The sequence below is a fragment of the Trichodesmium erythraeum IMS101 genome, from assembly GCF_000014265.1.
In the GTDB taxonomy this organism is placed as follows: Bacteria; Cyanobacteriota; Cyanobacteriia; order Cyanobacteriales; family Microcoleaceae; genus Trichodesmium; species Trichodesmium erythraeum.
In genome coordinates, this window is sequence record NC_008312.1 from 2166193 (window position 1) to 2187520 (window position 21328).

The 21328-nt window shown below is 32.1% G+C and carries 14 protein-coding genes, 1 tRNA gene and 5 pseudogenes; 7 read left to right on the forward strand and 13 right to left on the reverse strand.

Annotation, left to right across the window (positions count from 1 at the left end; translation table 11 throughout):
* Positions 1–59: 59 nt before the first annotated feature.
* The gene (locus tag TERY_RS06625) at positions 60–1139 is read right to left on the reverse strand and encodes a 5'-methylthioadenosine/S-adenosylhomocysteine nucleosidase (RefSeq protein WP_011611105.1); all 1080 of its coding nucleotides are present in this window, start codon (positions 1137–1139) and stop codon (positions 60–62) included.
* A 447-nt stretch (positions 1140–1586) separates the two neighbouring features.
* Here TERY_RS06625 and TERY_RS06630 point away from each other — a divergent pair, with 447 nt between their 5' ends.
* The 4 genes from TERY_RS06630 to TERY_RS06650 all read left to right on the forward strand — a co-directional run bounded on the left by TERY_RS06630 (position 1587) and on the right by TERY_RS06650 (position 5103).
* Positions 1587–2138 carry a hypothetical protein gene (locus TERY_RS06630; RefSeq protein ID WP_011611106.1) on the forward strand — a complete coding sequence of 184 codons (552 nt, stop codon included), beginning with the start codon at positions 1587–1589 and terminating at the stop codon, positions 2136–2138.
* Positions 2139–3370: 1232 nt separating this feature from the next.
* Positions 3371–3571 carry a photosystem II reaction center protein PsbZ gene (psbZ, locus tag TERY_RS06635; RefSeq protein ID WP_011611107.1) on the forward strand — a complete coding sequence of 67 codons (201 nt, stop codon included), beginning with the start codon at positions 3371–3373 and terminating at the stop codon, positions 3569–3571.
* Positions 3572–4351: 780 nt separating this feature from the next.
* Entirely contained in the window at positions 4352–4933 is a 582-nt protein-coding gene (gene ribH / locus TERY_RS06645) for a 6,7-dimethyl-8-ribityllumazine synthase (protein WP_011611108.1), read from the forward strand.
* 98 nt (positions 4934–5031) lie between these two features.
* Positions 5032–5103: transfer RNA gene (locus tag TERY_RS06650), tRNA-Gly, on the forward strand.
* A 291-nt stretch (positions 5104–5394) separates the two neighbouring features.
* Here TERY_RS06650 and TERY_RS36425 read toward each other — a convergent pair.
* Positions 5395–5584, reverse strand: a pseudogene (locus tag TERY_RS36425) (transposase); the annotation flags it as partial.
* A gap of 87 nt (positions 5585–5671) precedes the next feature.
* On the opposite strand from TERY_RS36425, the pseudogene TERY_RS36430 reads away from it, so the two are divergent.
* Positions 5672–6406, forward strand: a pseudogene (locus TERY_RS36430) (IS1 family transposase).
* A 215-nt stretch (positions 6407–6621) separates the two neighbouring features.
* Here TERY_RS36430 and TERY_RS27490 read toward each other — a convergent pair.
* Complete coding sequence (locus TERY_RS27490) at positions 6622–6732, reverse strand: transposase (RefSeq protein WP_081432530.1); 111 nt, start codon at positions 6730–6732, stop codon at positions 6622–6624.
* Positions 6733–7010: 278 nt separating this feature from the next.
* Positions 7011–7823 carry a fatty acid desaturase gene (locus TERY_RS06660; protein WP_011611109.1) on the reverse strand — a complete coding sequence of 271 codons (813 nt, stop codon included), beginning with the start codon at positions 7821–7823 and terminating at the stop codon, positions 7011–7013.
* Positions 7824–8553: 730 nt separating this feature from the next.
* On the opposite strand from TERY_RS06660, the gene TERY_RS06665 reads away from it, so the two are divergent.
* Positions 8554–9804: an aminotransferase class I/II-fold pyridoxal phosphate-dependent enzyme gene (locus TERY_RS06665; RefSeq protein ID WP_011611110.1), complete on the forward strand. Its 1251-nt coding sequence runs from the start codon at positions 8554–8556 to the stop codon at positions 9802–9804.
* Positions 9805–11474: 1670 nt separating this feature from the next.
* Here TERY_RS06665 and TERY_RS06670 read toward each other — a convergent pair.
* The gene (locus tag TERY_RS06670; protein ID WP_011611111.1) at positions 11475–12869 is read right to left on the reverse strand and encodes an NB-ARC domain-containing protein; all 1395 of its coding nucleotides are present in this window, start codon (positions 12867–12869) and stop codon (positions 11475–11477) included.
* 483 nt (positions 12870–13352) lie between these two features.
* Complete coding sequence (locus tag TERY_RS06675) at positions 13353–15257, reverse strand: efflux RND transporter periplasmic adaptor subunit (protein WP_011611112.1); 1905 nt, start codon at positions 15255–15257, stop codon at positions 13353–13355.
* A 548-nt stretch (positions 15258–15805) separates the two neighbouring features.
* Between TERY_RS06675 and TERY_RS06680 the strand changes: the two genes are divergently transcribed.
* Positions 15806–16012 (forward strand): hypothetical protein, encoded by a 207-nt coding sequence (locus TERY_RS06680; protein ID WP_044136516.1) that lies wholly within the window; start codon positions 15806–15808, stop codon positions 16010–16012.
* 243 nt (positions 16013–16255) lie between these two features.
* Here TERY_RS06680 and TERY_RS27495 read toward each other — a convergent pair.
* The 7 genes and pseudogenes from TERY_RS27495 to TERY_RS36455 all read right to left on the reverse strand — a co-directional run.
* A pseudogene (locus TERY_RS27495) lies at positions 16256–16387 on the reverse strand (IS630 transposase-related protein); the annotation flags it as partial.
* Between the two features lie 15 nt (positions 16388–16402).
* Positions 16403–16597 (reverse strand): annotated as a pseudogene (locus tag TERY_RS36435) (IS630 transposase-related protein).
* A gap of 331 nt (positions 16598–16928) precedes the next feature.
* Positions 16929–17060 carry a hypothetical protein gene (locus tag TERY_RS36440; protein ID WP_370496748.1) on the reverse strand — a complete coding sequence of 44 codons (132 nt, stop codon included), beginning with the start codon at positions 17058–17060 and terminating at the stop codon, positions 16929–16931.
* Between the two features lie 552 nt (positions 17061–17612).
* Positions 17613–17861 carry a hypothetical protein gene (locus TERY_RS06690; RefSeq protein WP_044136521.1) on the reverse strand — a complete coding sequence of 83 codons (249 nt, stop codon included), beginning with the start codon at positions 17859–17861 and terminating at the stop codon, positions 17613–17615.
* Positions 17816–18727: pseudogene (locus TERY_RS36445) on the reverse strand (AAA-like domain-containing protein). The gene TERY_RS06690 and the pseudogene TERY_RS36445 overlap by 46 nt, the downstream one beginning before the upstream one ends.
* 1430 nt (positions 18728–20157) lie before the next feature.
* A complete protein-coding gene (locus TERY_RS36450; protein ID WP_370496751.1) occupies positions 20158–20280 on the reverse strand; it encodes a hypothetical protein in 123 nt (40 codons plus the stop codon).
* A 45-nt stretch (positions 20281–20325) separates the two neighbouring features.
* Positions 20326–20451 carry a hypothetical protein gene (locus TERY_RS36455; protein ID WP_370496753.1) on the reverse strand — a complete coding sequence of 42 codons (126 nt, stop codon included), beginning with the start codon at positions 20449–20451 and terminating at the stop codon, positions 20326–20328.
* Between the last annotated feature and the right edge of the window lie 877 nt (positions 20452–21328).

Below are 21328 nucleotides of genomic sequence, written 5' to 3' on the forward strand. Positions count from 1 at the left end.
TACCGGTTTTACTTTAACTATAATTTACTATTGATATAGAGTGGTAAATATCCCCATCATTACCGAATCATTGCAATGATTTTATTAACAAATAATTGTTCATCAGAATCTTTAAGTAAATGACTCCGAAAAACTCTCAGAAAAGATAGAGAATTCTCCCTACTTTTAAAAATTTCAGGATAAAAATTAGGAATTAACTCTCTCACAGGTAAATTGTAATCTATTGCCGCTGTATCAACCTGTATCTGACTAATATTTACTAATGACTTTAAATGTTGACCAGGTTTCTGCCGAGCATTAAAATAGTCAATTAAAACCTCTTGTAATTTCATACTTTCCTCAAAATTATCAGCCAAAAAATTAGAAGACTTTGGATGACTTTCCCCATTATATTCTTGATTTCTACTTAACCAAAACTTCCCTAAAACCTCAAAAGCAAAAGCACTAGCATGACGAGCAGCTATTTCTTGAAAACCCCCTTCATCCGCCCTACTTTTCCCATCAATTAAATCAGAAATACCCCGAATAATTAAAGCCGAAACCTGTTGATTAGCATGAGCAACTTTTAAAATACCATGACCTTCCATTTCCACTGCTAAAGCATCACCATAATTGTGCTGAAGAAACTCAAATAAATCTGATTTCTTATTAGTAACCACCTTTTCTCCCGCAGCAATAGGCTCAACAAATACATTAGGTTGAGCTGAATCAGAAAATCTAGCTAACCAATCTCTTTTTCTTGCCTCAGCTTTTGCCCGTTGAATCAAATTATAAGTTGAACGGCCAACATCCGGCCTTGGCCTAAAAGTCTCAGCCACCTTTCCCGACTCATAACCATAAACCTTAGTAGCAGCAACCACATCTCCCAATTGGACATCCTTAATTCCTCCAGCTACCCCAACAAATAGAATCACATCAGGCTTAAAATAAGCGATCGCTCTCTCAGCCTCCATCGCTGCAGGAGAATTTCCAGCACCAGTCTGGACAATACCCACTTCCCACTCTTGGCCACCAACAGAAAATTGGCCCCTCTCATAAATTGTCCCATTAGGGTGTATCTCCTCCCTCAAATCACTAAGATGAGCAGATACCGCCATATATTCGATACGAATTGCTGTTAAAATAACCGCACAAACCATAGCTTTTACCTAGTTGTAATTGAATTGCTTTGTATTATGGTAATTTATTTTTAAAAGTGTAAAAATAGAACAATTTTTCAAGAAACTTTAACTGATTTAAAATATTGCTCAATAGACTCTATTACCAACTTATTAAAGGTAAACATTCAGCACTTAAAAAATCAGCTCTCAGGTTTTGAATTTATGCAAGTAACTACTAAGGTTACCTGATGACCAATTACATAACATACCTAATATACGGATGCTGTCTAAACAAACTTTTTAATTCTCCTTAGAGACTAATTCCTACTTCCAATATAATCAGTGAATAACTCATAGCTAATAGCTGAATTCTAATCCCTGAATGCTTACTATTAGAGTGAATATTATATTCAGGCGATCGCATAAAATAATATTGCCTAATTGATAATTATATTAACCCAGTAATTTTAGCCGTCAAAAAAATCCATGAACGACAAAAAAACCATACTTCAAGCTTTTCTACTCGAATATGAAAAATTGAAAGAAGAGCAACTAAAACGTATTGAATTCCGAGACCAAATGATTTATATAACCCTAGGAATATTTGGTAGCATTCTCTCCTTTGCTCTATCAAACAAAACTAATTTGTATGCCCTCTTAGTTATTCCTTGGGTTTGCCTAATTCTCGGTTGGACTTATATAGTTAATGACGAAAAAATTTCAGCTATCGGAAAATATATTCGACTGACTCTCACTGAAAAAGTCAAAACACAAACAGATTATTCAGATATAGAATCTATATTTAGTTGGGAAATTGCTCATAGAAGTGATAAAAGAAGAAAAAGGCGCAAAATAGAGCAGTTAATTATTGATGAAATTACCTTTGTTTTCTCTGGTTTAGTAGCTTTATTTACTTTCTGGTCTCTAGAGACAAATCTTCCCTTAGTAATTCATATATTTTGTACCTTTGAACTTCTTCTATTAGCAGTTCTAGCCATAGAAATTATCATTTATGCCGATCTAGCTAAAGGTCGATAAATTGCAATTTTTATTCTTAATAATTAAGATAAACTTAGACGATTATGAGAATATTTGACTATTAGTTAAAATCAGGATTAGAATCAAAAAAAATCTAATTTCAAGAAAATGTTTAAAAAATACTTTTAAGGATTGATAAAATCTAAAAACTCACCCCTTCCCCACAAAAAAAACGGGATTTTCACACCCTCTCTTTTCCATGAAGAGTGGTTTGGAGAGAGGTTTTTTTATGAGTTAACAAACAATTTATAAAAGCAGAATTATTTACTGAATAATACTTTAATATAGCCATCCGTATTTCTTATGTAAAATCACACGCCTTCAATTAAAATAGCTTTAACTCCTGTGACTTCAACATAAGTGACTCCTGGGTTAAAATAGCAATTTTTACTTTTCAAATACAAAACTTCTGCCTTCTGCTGTCAAGCCAAAAATATCCCTATTCTAGATTAATGAAAACTGCTATAAAACTAGGAAAAAATCTGAGCGATCGCTGCTTTTAGCCACATCAGAAAGTCTAGTTAACCAATCAACAGATATATACTATATACAGTAGATTCTAAGTAATCCTGTAACCCCACCATAAATGTACCCAAACAAGCTGTCCTCAACCTTCTGAGAAACTTACAATTATCTACATAAATATCTGAAGATCCTCACCCTATATCAATTCTATTCAGTGCTTCACTCTGGCAAGGTTTTTTGGTAGTTATTGGGGTGCAATTCAGTTTTGAATTCAAGTAGCATGAATAAAGATAATTACAGACTATCATAGAGAATAACAGATTATAGCCAACAGCTTACATGCCCTCAAATACCCAATCAAAGAATATTGTATTCAACTAACCAAAATACTCTTCAAAAAAACCTACAATAATCTGAAAAATCTATTATTATCTCTTCTGTGGATATTCGATTATATTTCTCAGAGTTATCCTATTCCTATTCGCTAATTTCAATAGCCTACTCAATCTGGTAAATTTTTATCTATAGTATAGACCTATACTTATAAGCGCAGAACATAATATAGGAGCATAGTAATTATTACTCAAAGACATTTATATCATTCTATCTATAAACTAGGATAAATTCTATAAATTTGCTTTCCTTGAAATTACCAAACACCTATCATTACTGAAAATTTATTAACTCAAATTAAAATTACAATCGCCCAGTATATGATAATCTAATTTTTTATACGATAAATTTGCTGTTGTACAGAGGGAAAAAAAATGCTAACGTTTCTAACATTACTATTTCAATTTTTACTACTTCTATTAGTAGTCTTATCCTTTATCTTAGTAGTTGGGGTACCTGTTGCCTATGCTTCTCCTCAAATCTGGTCTAAAGGTAAACCTTTAATTTTTATTGGTTCTGGTTTGTGGTTATTACTGGTAATCTCAGTAGGTGTTCTGAACTTTTTAGTCGTTTAGTCCAGGTTTAGCTAGAGCATCAAGAAATCTCTAAGCCATAATCTGAATTTTGCCTGAAATGAATCGGCTGTAAATTAATGGCCATTAAACCCCATGAATTAATAGATATTGTTTTTTGCACTCTTGGCCAAAAATTGACATAATCATAACCCTAATCAAGCTAACCTTTCCATTATGGGCCATCAGACAAAATTCATCAGGTAAAATCAAGGAGTTGGAAATAAGTCTGTTTGAACAGCTCGAGGAAAACTACAGGCGCGGGTTTAAACCTGTATTCTTTTAGGTTAAACTACTTGGCTTAGTTTAACAAAAGTAATCTGAATAGATTTATACCAGACAGACTAGAGGTATTTTTGGCTATGCCATTAAGAGTTAAAATTGCCGTGATTTCAAGTCCGTCGATTATATTCCCCTTAAAAATTCTTGCGACCTTAGTCCGGGAAGTGTCAATCTTGTCCTTCAAAGCAACATTGTGATGTGTCTGGAACAAAACCCAGCCAGAAATATCAAACATATAGCAATAGGACATTTCCTTCTTAAAGCATGCCCCAGTCCGATAGAATTCTGGGATGGTATAACCAAAAGTCCATCACTCAACTGGTTAGTCTAGGAGTATGTGAAATTAATCTAAATTGGCAATATACAAAATGTAAGATAGGAAACAATGAATTTTAAGAGACAGGAGATAGGAAGTTGGTTATTACTTACTATCTCTAGACTCTTAAAACAAATAACTATCACCTTTGACCCCAATAATTAACATTAAAAAAAAATTCTGATATGACAGTTTTCGAGGGAACGTTTACTCAAGTTGACTCTTTACGCTTTGCTATTGTAATTGCTCGTTTCAACGACTTAATTACTGGCAAGCTGCTTGAAGGTTGTCAAGATTGTTTGAAACGCCACGGTGTCGATCCAGATCCAGATGGTACTCAAGTTGATTATGTTTGGATACCAGGCAGTTTTGAAATTCCTCTAGTAGCACGTCAATTGGCTATGAGTAATAGCTATGATGCAGTAATTTGTCTAGGAGCTGTAATTAAAGGCCAAACTCCTCATTTTGATTATGTAGCTGCTGAAGTCTCTAAAGGAATTGCTGCCGCAGCATTTCAAACAGGAACACCTGTAATCTTTGGAGTTTTGACCACAGATACTATGCAGCAAGCTTTGGAGAGAGCTGGCATTAAAAGTAATAAAGGTTGGGAATATGCGATGAATGCCCTAGAGATGGGAAGTTTGATGCGTCAAATTAAGGGTAGTATTAATTCTTCACCAAATAATTATAGTATTACTGGTAAAACTCAAGCACTCCCAATAACTTCAAACGATTTTATAGAGTCTGATATATCTCCAGAAGTATAACTAAGTTCATCAAAGATTTACTCTCAAAAAAAAAATTTTTGCTTAGAGGTTGACAAATAAAATTATTTATGAAATTATATAAGAAGTAGTCAAAAATTGCGGGTATAGCTCAGTGGTAGAGCGCAACCTTGCCAAGGTTGATGTCGCGCGTTCGAATCGCGTTACCCGCTTAACTAAAACTATAAAATATTTTATACTATATTTTTGAAAAAATACTATAGGAATATTATGAGTACTATATTTATTTATCAAAAATCATTTATCATCTATCAGTTAACCATAATATAATTCTACGACTCACAGCAGAAGATTTTGTCATAAAGTATGGCTAGCATAAACTGTTGAGTCAGGTTCTAGTTTAATAGAGGCTTGAATTGCAATAATATAATCAATCTCAAGTTTTGGATAATATTTTTTCAAAATACTTTTTCAATAAATACTTTTGGTTACAGTAACATTATTTATTCATTTTTATCTAATTGAATTGCTGGCTTTTTCTCTGGGAAACTATAAGCAATTAACCCCGCAATTATATTCACTATAAAATTCGGCACACTTCGATATCAAGAGTGAACAAGTTATGAAATATTTTGTAATTTGTCATTGACAGTTTCAATTAATGAAGGTTTTCCTACACATTAATTTCTCCCATAAATTTACTAATTTATTTTTCGGTAGTCTTGCATAATAATGGTAAGATATAAGATGTTTAGAGTAATAAAATTCAGTTTGTACCAGATGAATTGTTCTAAATACCAGTCTACTAAAATTATAAAGCGTAAACATACTCACTTTGGTAAACGTCGCATCCCTTGTTAGCATTCTGGTCGACAATTTGTGGAACATCCTAGCAAACAGCCTATTAATGAAGCCAAAAGAATATTGATTGATAAAATGTTGCTAGAGCGATTAGCATTGGCTGCGATAGCTAGAACGACTGGCGTTTCCGCACTTATGGTTACAGATGTACGTCAATAATAAACATGAGCAAATTCAACAGGAAATTAATGTTACCCAAAAAAAACAGGCAAATTGACAATTTCCTATAAATGAAATGTGGTCTTATGTCGAGTCTAAAAGCAATAATCAATAGATTTGGCATGCTTAAGATATTAACGATCGCTCAATTGTAGGAGTATATATTGGCGTAAGGGAGCAAGTGCGACAGCTACATTGCTCTAAACAATTAGCTCAAGGTTTTTGGGAATCATTACCCTCAGTATATGGTCAATGTGCTATTTGCTATACAGATTTTTGGGGAGCTAGTCTGAGGAAGTTTTACTTTTAAAGCGACATTGAGCTATTGGTAAGGATATAGGAAAAACTAGCTATATAGAAAGGCTTAACAATATGATGGGAAAGCGTGTTGGAAGGTTAGTAAGAAAAGCATGATCTTTTTATAAAAAGTTAAGCAATCACATTGGAGCTATATGGAACTTCATATATTATTATAACGACACAATTTGTACTTGATCATTACTATGCAGGACTACCTATTTTTTATATTTTTCTGATAAGGAGTTACTAACTTTAGATTACTTGCGTTTAATTTCTTAAATAATTTTTGATAGATATAGCTTTGATATCCAAATAAACTTACCCATAAATTTTGATATCAAAAGGGAACTGGTTTCCGTTCCTATAGTTTACCTAATGTTACTGTAAAAGCTAAGATTTCTCAAATTTCATTAATAATTAAGTGGAGTGAAACATTCAAAATACCAATCTACTGAACTTTTACCCCATCTTGCTAATTCCTTAAAAACTTTATTTCTTTTTGGTCTTTTATTATGACAAATATATGTTTAAAAAAGACTAAAAAATCGCCCTAGAAGGGCTAAGTTTTAAATCCAATTTTTTGGTACAAAGTAAAAGGGTGAACAAGACAATTTACGAAACTACTAAATTGCTCTTCAATGATGGGTTACGACAGAGCCTAAATACCTTACACCTCAAATTTTAGCTATAAATAACTACTCTAGAATAGACCTCTCCAAAAATGCCAATTTTAAAATGACGGGGTAAAGTTTAGAGAATCTTTTCTAGAGATATCTCATAACGAACTATTAGCTTAAAACTATTTTGTTGCTAATTTCACGTTAGTAGCTAAACCAAAAGCTTGCAATAATTGAATCATCATCCAAGTTGTATCAATTTCCCACCATTTCAAACCATGACGTGCTGAATACTGAAAAGCATGATGGTTATTGTGCCAACCTTCACCATAAGTTAACACAGCTACCCACCAACAATTAGTCGAAGAATCACCAGAATCATAAGTACGATAACCAAACTTATGAGTGGCACTATTAACTAACCAAGTACAGTGAAAAACAGCTACTATCCTTACAAAAATACCCCAAACTACAAAAGACCAACCTCCTATAAAGAAAAGCAAAATACCAAAAGCAAATTGAATGAGAATAAAATTAGCTTGCAAAAACTTGTAAACAGGGTCGTTTGCTATATCTTTTGTGTAGCGAGATATTTCAGACTTCATTGGTAATTTATGGAGCATCCAACCCATATGACTCCACCAAAAACCACGATGAGAGTCATGAGGATCTTGTTCATTATCTGAATGCTGGTGATGAATACGGTGTAAGCCTACCCAATCACAAACTCCACCTTCACAGGCAAGTGTACCGCAAAAAATAAAAAAATATTCAAGCCATTTAGGAGTTTTAAAGCTGCGGTGTGTAAGCATACGATGAAAGCCTAAGGTAATACCTAGACCACCTGTAACCCAGTGTAAGAGTAGGGCTAGGCCAACTGCAGTCCAACTAAAGTTACTGGGAAATAGGGCGAACAAGGCTCCAATATGCAGGAACGCCATAAAGCCTATTATACTCCAATCAAGAGAAAGTGTTTTTGATGTTGAAATTGTCATAAAAAATCTTTAAGTTAATAAGTAGATAGCTCCAAAGAAACTAGCTTAATCAAAGCAGGTGTATATTTTTGCATAGGATATAGAAAATATTTTTTAAGAAAGTAAAAAATATTTTCTCATACTAGAACCTGGATGTTATTAATAAGCTATCAGCTTTTGGAATTAAGCTAGCTTCCTCAATAGAAACTGGCTTAATAGCTTTTATAGATATGGCCTCAAATATCCATTTTGTATAAACCGAATGGTAATGGGGGAGTTAAAGTTTCCTTAAAAGACCTTAAAAAAGTGATCTTAACTGATGGCTGATTGGTTATTGTTGAATGCTTCTTTAAGTGTTTAAGTCTAAAATTACAAGTTTATAAAACAGGAAATTTTTATAAAAAAATAGGACTATAAATATAGTAAATAAATATAGTAAAATTTATAAATTTTGGTAATTAATTGACTCGGAAAATTTGATTAATAAGAAAAGTCAACTATAATGTTGATACTAAGCTAAACAATGCTTTGTTTTTTAAGATTCTTGATTATTTTCCTCAAAATTGTCATAACCTTTTAATGAAACTTTTTTCTTTATAATTACAATCAGCCTTAATATCTATCTAAAATTAATTTTTTTTGTATTTATAAAGAAACTTAGATTTTATTAATAGCAATATTAATAAGATAGATTTTATTTTTTTTTTTATTATATCACAAATAAAACAAAAACAAATTTAAAAAAATAAATATGAATAGTATTGAATATCTACAAGCTGGAGAACAAGAGCTATATCCCATATTTTCGGAAATTGATAGCTTGGTTAAGCAAAATCTCAGGGGGGTAATAGATGCTTTTCGTCATCATCGAGTAGGTGTCCATCATTTTTCTGGAGTTACTGGTTATGGCCATGACGATATTGGCCGGGAGACTTTGGACAAGGTTTTTGCAGAGATTATGGGGGCTGAGGCAGCAGCAGTAAGAATCCAATTTGTTTCTGGAACTCATGCGATCGCCTGTGCTTTATTTGGGACTCTAAGGCCAGGGGATGAAATGTTGTCTGTTGTGGGCCCTCCTTATGATACTTTAGAGGAAGTAATTGGTCTCAGAGAAGAAGGCCAAGGTTCTCTGAAAGAATTTGGTATTAGTTACCGAGAATTACCCCTGACCGAAACTGGGACAATAAATTGGCAAGGGTTAGAATCTGCTGTTACTGAAAAAACTCGTCTGGCTTTAATTCAACGTTCTTGTGGTTATTCTTGGCGAGCTAGTTTAGCTATTTCAGAGATTGAGAAAATTGTCAAGATAGTTAAGCAAAAAAATTCTGAAACGGTTTGTTTTGTAGACAACTGTTATGGAGAGTTTATTGAAGACCGGGAACCGATCGCAGTGGGAGCAGATTTAGTAGCGGGGTCTTTAATTAAAAATCCTGGTGGCACAATTGTTATGGCGGGGGGCTATGTAGCAGGTAGAGCAGATTTGGTGGAAGCTGCAACTTGTCGGTTAACTGCTCCTGGTATTGGTAGTAGTGGGGGAGCAACTTTTGAGCAAAATAGATTATTGTTTCAAGGTTTATTTTTGGCACCACAAATGGTGGGGGAAGCGATGAAGGGAAATCATTTGACGGCTTATGTTTTTGATAAGTTGGGTTATGCTGTTAATCCTCTTCCTTTTGAAAAACGACGGGATGTTATTCAGGGGATTAAGTTGGGTTCCCCGGAAAAGTTAATTGCCTTTTGTCGAGCTATTCAGCAATATTCCCCTGTAGGGTCTTATTTAGATCCGGTACCGGGGCCGATGCCTGGATATGACAGTCAGTTGGTTATGGCAGGTGGAACTTTTATTGATGGGTCTACTTCTGAATTTTCGGCAGATGGACCTTTGAGGGAACCTTATGTGGTTTTTTGTCAGGGGGGGACTCATTGGACTCATGTTGCGATCGCTCTGGAGGCGGCTATTAAGGCAGTAGGGAGTAGTAGAGATATTCTGCAACATCCCTAATTTTTAGGAACAGGAGCCAACAATTTTTGGGGTAATCATAATTCATCATAATGCATCATGAAACGCGCAAATATCTTAATTTATAGTTTAATTCACGAACGCCGAACATGGATTATTTCCATAATATTTTCTCAAAATTATTCTAGAATTTAAAGATGTTCAATGATTTTTATAATAGGTTTAGTTTACTGATAGGAATTTATTCAAATGGGTGATGATAATTTCTAAATTCCAAATATAGTAATCCGTGGGTAGGTCGCGACAGATATAATAGTAAGAATAGCATATCCAGTCAAAATAAAAAAAATAAGCGTTATGGATGAACTAGATGATTTTATCAATCAAATATGCATAGTCTAAAGAAATAAAAAGAGCCTAAGCGGTCAAAATGATTTTGTCGGGAAAATCCTAACATGAAGTCAAAGAATTATTAAATGTTTCTCACAGTTTTATTAGGGAATGGAAAAACCAAGCACTATTTCATGGCGTAGAAAGTTTAAGGCTTCAATATAAAGGTAAGCATTCAGATATTAGCAGTCAGCTCTGAGTTTTTTAGTATATGCAAACAACTACTAAGGCTACCTGATGACTAATTACATAACAAACTTTCCTTTCCTTTCTTTTCCTTTCCTAACATACGGAATGCTACTTAACAGGAATTATGTGCAAACATAACTTTTTAATTTTCTTTGGATACTAACTAATTCGTCTTTCTAATATAATGAGTTAATGACTCATAGGTGATGGCTGATAGCTGACTGCTAAATGCTTAAATATCAAGTAGTAAAATGTCATTTAAATGCTGTCGAAAAAGAGCAAATAATTGAGTTATTGAAGGCACAATATTATCTGAAATTATCAATTATATTTACAAATTTACAAATTTACAAAAATATTTAAAGAAGCAATATAATTTAGTATTTGAGTTCTTAAAAAAATATTATAATTTGCTCAAATAAGCTGAAATAAGTTGAAAAAAAACTCAAAAAAAGAATCTAGCTAAAAATGATGAATTAGTGAAAGTAAAAAAAGTTAGGGAGGAATTATTGACTAAATAGTAACCATAAATAGAAGCTGAAAACCTAACAGTTTTTGTGATTTACTAATGCCATATTTTATGAGGTTATCTTTCAGGCTATATTTTGGTAAGAAAAGATAAAACAATATAAATTCCGATTAAAAATGATTGGAAAATACAAGCTTATTATAGAGCGTTAGACTATAAAAATAAGGGATTTATTATGCAATAATTAAAGAGTAAAAATACTGAAAATATCATTAAATTTGTTAAATATTTACAAGAGCAAAAATAAGAAAAAAAAATTTGTAATATTTGGGGGAGGTGCAACTGATCATAACTCTTAATAATTTCGAGAGTATTTGATGTTAATTAATCAAAATTTACCAGAAGAAGAATAGTTGATAAATTGTACAAAATTTGCTCCAAATTTCTCTGAACAAAACCCGGTTGAAGATATGTATTTTTCAGGCAAAAATTTAATCAGAAAATTTCATCATCTTTGCAGTTATTTTAAAGTATTTAAGTTATTAGAAGTTTTTGGTGTTCTGGTCAAATATTTGATTTTCCTAAACTTTTTCAGTATAGAATTTTGCCACAAGCAATTATAGGATTGCTATAGCTAGATAGTATTCTAGAGAATTAAAACTAGTTAATGCAAATAATTTGATATTATATACTGCTTCAGCACAGCTAAAACAGCAAATAAATTATCTTGTTTTGTTACTAAACAACGTCTTTTTAATGATTGTATTCCTTTCCATAAATCTGAGTGTAAAAGTGGAAAGTCTGGGGAAGTATTATAAATATCTACTGCTGTTTCTTGACTTGCCATCCATAATATTACTTGCTTTTCTAGCTCTGACAAACGCTGAAAATATTTGTCTAATATCGGTTCTAAATCTCCTAAATATATACTAGGGCAAGATAAAATTTGAGCTATATTTCCATTAAATAAATCTTCGACCGCATCAGCAATAATATTTAACCACAAAGGATTTCCGCTATAGAGATTAATCAACTCTAAGGATTGCTCTTCATCTGTTAAGTTTATATCTTTTAAAATTGCTACTGCTGACTTTCCTAAACCATCAATTTTTAAAGTCTGACAATGATTATTAGTTGATATTATTTTTGGTTTTTCTTGACTCAGAAGTAACAAACAACTTTGATGAGATAATGTAGCTATTTGTTGGAAAAATTTACCATAATTTTCATGTTCTTGCAGATAAGTACCAGCTAGTTTTCCACTAGCAAAAATTTCTTGTAAATTATCAAAAATAAGTAAACAACGATATTTCCGGAGGTAATCTATTAATTGATTGTTGATGGTTTGAGACTTAGAAATTTTTTCTTTTTTTTGGGATGTAAAATCTGTTTGAGATAAAAATTTAAGAATGTTTATTTGTAGAGATTCACAGGAGGAGTAGTTGTCAATATTGCGCCAGATTATATAATCAAATTTATTTTTTATTTGTGCAATTAATTCTACAGTGAGAGTACTTTTGCCGATGCCAGTTAATCCTAATATGGTGATGATGCGGCTGTGATTTTGTAGTATCAATTGTTTGAGGGTGGTAACTTCGGAGTGGCGATCGCACAGGGGATATAAATCAGGAGCTTCAGATAAATCATAATAATTTTCTGGGTTAGTGTTGTCTTGGTTTTGGTCAATGAGAGTGGGGGAAGATTTGTTTTTAGGGGTGGGAGATTGTTTGTTTTCTCCACAGATATTTATATGATTACTATTAATATTTACGCAGTCATCACCTGTATTTGAAATATGTGAAAAGTGGATTTTTTCTAATATGGAACGAGCATTAGATTTTTTGATATTTTTTCCTAAAATATCCGAAAGAAGTTTCCATAATTTTGTACCTACCTGTTTGATATGGTCGGGATGACGTTGACAATCATCTGCTATTTGGGGGTATTTTTTACCATTTAAAGTACCTTTTAATACTTCCTTTTGTAGAGAGGTTAAATGTTCTCTAGTTTTGGTGAATATTAAATTGTCTGCTAATTCTACTAATGTGTCAATGTCCATAGCTACAGGTAGATTGGTAGTTTAGTTATGCCTCGTATGACTTTATCACACTTTTTATCACTGGAAAAATTAAATAGCACTTTTTAACAATAAATTAGTTATAAAAAATAGTTATAAAAAATAGTTATAAAAAAAATTATTTTTTTTCACTAATTCACATTTTTTTAAGTTAGCAAAACAGAGATGTATGTGACTTAATAGAAAATATTATAACCAAATGCTTTACTACCTCATCTCCCAACTATTCAAAAAGAGCGATCGCAACATTCATATAACAAACCAATTCACAAATGTAACCTCCAAAAAATCCTGATAATTTGACAAATTATTCATTACTAGAATCAAACCATTAACTTTAGCAACTGCTGAATTTTACCATCAGCAAAAGAAAGCGTTTTACCACTATCTAGCTCTTTCAAGTCCTACAAACACTATATAACTTGATATCTTAATATTTTGCATAAGTCTAATTTAATATGAAATCTATAATTTTGACTTCCCATCTCTTTTCCCTGAATTCAAAATCTTCACAGTAGCTCCATCATTCAACTTCTGTAAACCCGAAACAATCAAATTATCCCCAGGCTCTAAACCAGACATTACCTCAGTCATATCACCCTTAACCAAACCCAACTCAATTATTTGACGCCTTGCCTTTTGCTCTTCACCTTCTCCCTCCAACAAATACACAAACCGTGTTTCCCCTTCAAAACCCACTGCTGTCATCGGCACAACTACAGCTTGACGCTGCTCCCAAATCACATTAGTTTGCACAAACTGACCGTCTTGTAACTTTCCAGAACTATTATCCACATCTACCTTAACCAAAACAGTTTGAGAATCACTAACAGTAGGAGAAATAAAACTAACCTTACCCATTCCCAAAACCTTACCTTCAGGACTCCTAACCTCCACAGGTAAACCCAACCACAAATCTCCTAGTCGCTCTAACGGAATTAGTAAATTTACACTCAATACCTGATTTGCCGTCACAGTAGTCATAATGTCACCATCATTAACAAAATCCCCAATCTTCACAATCATATCTCCAATCACACCTGCAAAAGGAGCTACAACTACTGTCTCCTCAAACTCAGCCTGCCAACTATCTACCTCTGCTAATGCTGCTGCTACCTCTGCCAAGCCCTCAGCAATTTCTTCAGGGCGAGTGCCATTTTGCAACTCTTCTAAATTACTACGAGCCTCCGCTACCTCCGCCTCTGCCCTAGCAATTTCTTCAAGGCGAGTGCCATTTTGCAACTCCTCTAAATTATTGCGAGCCTCCCCTACCTCCGCCTCTACCCTAGTAATTTCTTCAGGGCGAGTACCATTTTTTAGCCTTCTCAATATCTGGCGTTGTTGTTCTACCGCTGCTTCTAATGTTTGAATTGTAGATTCTCTATTTCTTTGCAATTGCGTCACTCGTCTTTTTGCTTCTTCTACCCTTGCCTGAGCTGCTTTCTCTTCTTGAAAAATTTCCTGAAAAGTTAACTCAGCGATCGCTCCTTCTGCTCTTAAGTTTTGGTTTCGCTTGACTTGTTCACTAGCTAATTCTAATTCTGCCTGTTGTACTTTTATTTGCGCTTTTGCTTGGGCAATTTCTTCTAAAAGACCACCGGATCTAGCATTTTCTAATCGTACTTTTGCCTCTTGTAATTCTGCTTTTGCTTGAGCAATCTCTTCATCACGAGTACCCGCCCGCAGTTCAGCTAACCTAGCCTGAGATTGCTGGAGACGGGCTCTGGCTGCTGCAATTTTTTCTGGTCGCGTGCCTCTTTTCATTTCAGCCAACCTAGCCTGAGATTGTTGGAGACGGGCTCTAGCTGCTGCAATTTTTTCTGGTCTTGCTCCTATTCTCAGTTGTGCTAAACGTGCTTCACTTTGTTGGAGGTTAGCTTTGGCTCTCTTTAAGTTGGCTTCCACATTATCACTTTTGAGTTTAGCGATCGCCTGCCCTTCAGAGACAAAAGTTCCTTCCTTTACTAAAATTTCTACCACCCTACCATCTATTTCTGGCTTAATTTTAATAGACCGCGTTGCCTCCATCGTTCCCACAAATTCTGAAGTTTCTTGGAGGGAGATAGTTTTTATTGGCATTACTTTAACCAGAGTACTTCTTCGTCTACTTGGCGGTACTGCTGATGTTTCGTTTGGTGTTTTATTGCTATGAGATTGCCACCATTGTCCTCCCACGAATCCTACTCCGAGAGTTGTAGTAATTATTGTTGCCAAAAGTAGAACAGAAAAATTCTTTTTGTCAGATCGATACCATTGAGGAATCGTATTTTTTTCCTCTTGATATAATTCTGTTTTAGTATTTTCTTGTAAATTTTCTATGGATCTAAGTTTTTCTTGAACAGCTGAATTTGATGAATTATGAGTTAGCATTTTTTATTTTATTTTGATTTTTTTTAATAATTATTTAGCCAATTAATATTAGAGTAAAAATGCATTTTTTTCTACTTTCTTAGATGAAAATTTATCATTTATCGCTCTTTCCTAGCCTATTTTATTTGTAAACTTAGGGATTTATTGAGTTTAATTTTAACTGCAAAAAAGAGGGAGTATGATATGGGGGAAAAGAATTGATAAATAAAAGTAGGATCATTAATTCGATTTTTTATGATCGGAGATGTCTACTTCCAAAACCAAGTTTCAGTAGTAGTTACTGATAACTGAAACAGTGATTACTTCATTTTTTACTTATCTGATATATATGGCCAAATAAATATATTAAGAAATATTAACTTATATTATAAACAAAGTTCTCAGGTTTTATAGTTAAACAATGAATTTGTAAAAAAATTGTCTAAAGTCTAAAAAGTATAACGTTATAGTTATAACCGTTTTATATCCGAGTAGAACAGAAGCAGCATTTTTACTTAATATCTCAACAGGCAGATTACAATTGCTATTGAATCAAAAGTGAGTCATCCGTGGGAAAAAAGTTGGCCGACTTTGGGATAATGCCACTCAACGATCGGGGAATACCAGAAATTACACCTGGTCGTCGCGGCCCTGAAGGTACTTGGAACAAAAATAATCGTACAGGAAATACTTTTATCAAAAATTTGGGAGAAGACCCGCAATTTTCCGCAGGGGAGTATCGGAATGGATACCAATCAATCTTAGAGTCTCTTTAAAAAGTATGAGAGAGAGTAAAAAAGCTCACATGGGGTAAAGTATGGTTAAGAGAATATACATATAAGAATGAGGAACGTATTAGGGAGTAGCAAAAAAATAGCTTACCAGTTAGATAGGTCCAATAGTAATAGCCCATTTAGGCAAACATTCATTTAGAAATTATTTAAGTCCTGACTTCAAAACAAATACTAAACTTTGACTCCCATATATTTTGATTAGTTTCGGTAAATCCTGATAATACTTTATCCATTATAATCTAATACTTTGCGCGATAACATACTTCTTTTTTTTCTGGTTATTTTCATCTTTTTGATAGCCTTAAAAATTACAGTTATACTTACAGCTAATTTTTCAGCTGTGTGTTTTAATACAGCCTCAGAATTTTCTTGTTAATCTATTGATAATTCTCTTATATCTAGCGCTTGATGACGATATTTTACCTTTGTTGCTGCTAGTTCATTTCTCTTAAACAATCTGTAGATTTACCCTTTTCCTATTCCAAAAACTTGCACCACTTTGGCGATTCTACTAGCATTTTCTATTATTACTATTACTCTTTGTTTTAAATCTAAACCATAAGCCATGATTTCTACTCCTATACTTTCTCTGTTCAATCTTATACTCTTTTTGTTTTATTCTTAAGTTAAATGATCATATCTGCTACCACCAAATACAGTCATATTTACTTATAAACTCCAATTTAAACCAGCAATTTTAGGAATTGCACCAAACCAATTTTTTTGAACAAAAACAATCCATTTTTGTTATCTTTAATGCATTTTGAATAGATTATTTTAAGAGCTAATTACCGACCCTTATATCCTTTTTTTTGTGATATCAATCTAACAAGTAATCAATTCCAATTACCCTAGGTTATAAATCATAAATTCGTTTAAATAAACTAGCTAAATAACCTCACATCATAGGATTAGGTTCAGATTTTTTTGCTTTTATAATTGACTCATTATCTATTTTTACTAATAACACAGGTCGAATATTATTTGTTAAATTTTGATGAGTATATTGACGATAAATAGCTTGTACCAAAAAACCGCCTGTCTGACAAAAATTTCTGCGCCGATAACTGCCAACTAATTCCTATTCACACTACTAAAGTAGCAACTTATTTCCAATTAGGAACCAGTTTTTTTAAACTCTTATTTCTTAAACTTGCTAACTGCTACTATACGCAATCTTGATTAACAATTTTCTGATATTTTTTATTAAAAATAACTAACTTATCTCGTTTTTTAATAACTATCATTGACAACCTAAAATTCATTTGTATGGTGCCATTATTAACTTTAATTTCTACCTGTAATAATTTTTTTTGATATGGCCTAAATAATTGATGTGCGAGTAGAATTTTACTGAGTAAATAATGGCGAGTATATTTTAAATGAGTAGACTGATTTTTATCCTTCCAATCTGTCAAAATATGTTATTTTATCAAACTATCAATATCTAGTTGATTAGTACCTAAAAAATCAATAATAATTTTACAAATTTTTTGACTTAAAAAAGGTTGATTACCACTCCTATCAAAAACTTTTTATCAAACAGCTTCTAGTTCATCAACCACTCCTTTTAAAACCTCAGTTAATTTTTTTCATCTTTAAAAGTTAACTGTCTTAATTCAATCCCATTATTAATATTAAAAGGAGTCTGTTTGCTATCTATAACCAAATCTTCTGGAGTTGCTGCTCCAAAAAAACAAAAACTAACCATTGTAATTAATTTTATAGCTTCTAATTGATGTAATTCAATATTTTTATTTGGTAAACTTAAAGGTGAAATAGCTTTTAATATTTGACTAAAAACTGCTTTAATATTTTTCTGATTAGACAAATTTTTAAATGTGCACTTAAATGTTGTTGATAGATTCCACTTTCAGTAGTAGTAGTATATTTTAATAGCTCTTCAATTGTTAATTCATCCTCCAACATTTTATACAATTCTAATCTGATTAAATAGGGATGACCTCTTATTATAGACATCAAAGAAACTACTACTGTTATTGGTAATTTATATAAATCTGCTAACTTAGTGACTTGCTCTGGTATAAATTCTTTTAATTCTATAGGTAAACCAACATTAAAAGGAGAAAGATGAATATCTAATTTGCCATAATATTCTGTAGAATAAGCAATTACCATTCGTAAATTTTCCAAAATTTCTTTATGGTTGCTCGCCTCATACCAACTTTTTAATATGAGAAAAAAGTCTCTAGATATTTCTGGATAGTTAAAAATTTTATCGACTTCATCTAAGATTAAAACTACTACTTTATCTTAATGATATAAGAGATCCTCAATTTTTTCAGTTCAAGATATTTTACCATTTTTGTCGTCCCATCTATTCCTGTTAGGAGCATCAGGAAACTGACGTTTAATATTTTTACTGAATGCTTTAATAAAATTATTAATATTTTTAATATTTTCTAGTTCAATTAGTTTGTCAAATCTGAGATAAATAGATTTATATTTATTTTTAATTGCATGAGCTTCTATCTGCGTTAATAGAGAATTTATACCCATTTGTTTTGGCATTTTAATTTTGATTAAACAATCAGGAACTTCTATATTTTTATAGTATTTTTCTTCGATATAACATTTTCTAATTCGATAACTTTCTATATAAAAAGCAGAATCTAGTTTTTCTTGTCTACCAGGAATTACAATTTTGCGAGCACTAGAAAAATATTTATCTTTCAACTTCTGACAAACTAAGTAGGGTTGATATTTATTGAATATTTCTACTAAAAAATCTTGAGACTATTGAGCATAACTATAGTTTTTTGAAAAACCAAATTTAACAGCGATCGCCTTTAATTTTTTACTGATATTTGTCATCTACTAATTCATATAATCAGATTTTTTTTGTTTTGATAACCAGCCAAAAATAACTTTAGTACTTATGACTCATTATCTGTTAATTAATAGTATAAAAATATGTTAAAATACTTCTTTATTAATATTTTTTATATCTAAATATAACACTGGTATTTTGCCTTTTTCTGAGATGATATTAATAGCTTAGTGGCACAAGAATTTTGCTTATTAATATATTTTTAGTATTTGGGGAATAGAGAGAAACAGAAAAGGGATGCAGTAGAAAATTACAATAATTATTGTATAGATGTTTAGATGAATATTCAAAACGTGAATTATATTTTCACCTATCTTCTGGCTTAATACTGAGGTGAAAAAAATGTCATATTTTTTCTAGGTTAATTCTCAGGGGGAAAAAATATCACATTATTATTTTTCAATGGTAGAAACCGGATTTGTATTTAGACCCCTTACTATACTTACTTTTATTTCCAATGACTCATTATCTGTTAATTAATAGTATAAAAATATGTTAAAATACTTCTTTATTAATATTTTTTATATCTAAATATAACACTGGTATTTTGCCTTTTTTTGAGATGATATTAATAGCTTAGTGGCACAAGAATTTTGCTTATTAATATATTTTTAGTATTTGGGGAATAGAGAGAAACAGAAAAGGGATGCAGTAGAAAATTACAATAATTATTGTATAGATGTTTAGATGAATATTCAAAACGTGAATTATATTTTCACCTATCTTCTGGCTTAATACTGAGGTGAAAAAAATGTCATATTTTTTCTAGGTTAATTCTCAGGGGGAAAAAATATCACATTATTATTTTTCAATGGTAGAAACCGGATTTGTATTTAGACCCCTTACTATACTTACTTTTCTTTCCAAGCAACCCGGTTTCTAATAAAATTGAAGGTGAAAGTTTACTTCACATTTTACCTATTCCCAAAAACCAAACTATGATTATTTGTAATGAAACAAATTCAAGAGAAAATCATTTTAATTTATCGGTTTTAGGAAACAACATAATTCAATTATCAAAAACAAAATAATGCTCAAATTTAGAACCTTAATAGTTAACATTTTCCCTCAAGCAGCAAACCGATATGGAGAGGTAATTATTGTTTCATATATCTCTTTTTTGTTGATTTTTTATTCCAGTTTTTACAATTTTTTCTTGATTTAATAAATTGCCAACTATTTGTCTAATTACTGCAAAATTTTCTAGAGCATTATTTGTTCTACTTCTAGAATTATCTTTTTGAAATTGAACATCCAGAACCCAGTTTAATTGATTTTAAATTCCCCAATAGCCACGAATAGCTTCAGCTAAAAGTTCAGAATTATTATCTAAACTACTAATGTAATATCTTCGTATCCCTAGTAATTTTCCATCTTTTTGATAACGAAGATAATCCACAAAGCCAATTGACTTGATATTTTTTCATTCCCCAAATGGGTCTACTTATTCAGCAATATTACTCACCATATAATAGTATAGATATTCCTGACAACCATGAGATAATTCTAGTTGACAATAATCACTTTGTGTCCTTTCTTTTCCTTCATTTTTAGATAATTTATTTAGCAATTTTTTTACCTTTTAATAAAAATAACCGTGATGTTTTTTGTATCTACTCAATATAATGGGGTAGGTAATGATTGATCACTACCCTCACCACAAGAGCAATGGAGTGTATTGGGCGAATCACAAAAAAGAATAAAGGATAAAAAATAACGACAGTGGAATACAGTTGGTGATCAAATATGAAATATGAGACAAGCATCTAGAAGTGTCAAAAATTAGTTACTCAGATTCTGCAAACAATCAACTCAAGGGTCATTGAAGACAAGTCTTTGTCTTAAAAAGTAGAGGTAATATTGAATCTGTGTGAGCGCCTTCTAACACAACTCAAAGAATTACAAGAAAAAAACAATCCCTAAAAGACGAAAACAACTTTCTGAAGTGAGAACAACAACAGCCCATTTTCAAAGTTAAAACACCTTGAAGATTTTCTCACAACTATTGAGTACAAAAAGAACGAAAGCTACCTCAAAACCATTTATCGAGTACTAAAAAATCTCAGCTCAAAATAGATAGAGAACAAATACTAGAGTATTTGATGGAATTACTGCCTATTGATGCACAGTTTAAAGATTTAGTTGAAGTAATCATTCAAGATCTTACCAACAGAACAGATAAGGTATTATTCCTTAAAAAGAAATACTACTGACCTCAAAAGGGAAAAACCCCTAATGGCAAAATTACCACCAGGTAGGCTATCAGAATTTGCTCCTCGAATAAAAAGTTTAATCTAAGGTTTGTACTATGGGGGAAATATGACCCAAGACCAACTATTAGATTTTCGGAGGGCGGTTTTGGGCATCTCTATATCACCGGGGAAGGGAGTCAATTTTTTTCATCAAAAACCAGTCTTTTTTTGAGACTCCAAAAAGCGAAATTTATC